Annotated in this window: 1 pseudogene; it reads left to right on the top strand. The window is 34.7% G+C overall.

The window, feature by feature from the left end:
- Positions 1 to 87 (top strand): annotated as a pseudogene (locus Xedl_RS26115) (IS5/IS1182 family transposase); the annotation flags it as partial.
- Between the last annotated feature and the right edge of the window lie 184 nt (positions 88 to 271).

The following is a 271-nucleotide window of genomic DNA, read 5'->3' on the forward strand; positions in this document are numbered from 1 at the left end:
ATAGCCACTCGCTATGCAAAAAATAGTGCGTCTTTTCTTGCCGCTGTGCAAATCCGTTGCTTTGTTCTTTGGCTGAAAATTTCATGACGACAGCATCTAATCTCCTATATTGAAAATAGCTTTATAATGAAATATATAAAGCTATTTTTTTAACGCGATGCTCGACTTTTATGGTGAGTTGAAATGACATAGCCGCTCCTTTATAACTTTAAGTCGTCAAAAATAGAGAAATAAAGGAACAAAAGGCTATGTCACAGCAAGATTTTATCAT

The sequence above is a fragment of the Xenorhabdus eapokensis genome (assembly GCF_001908105.1).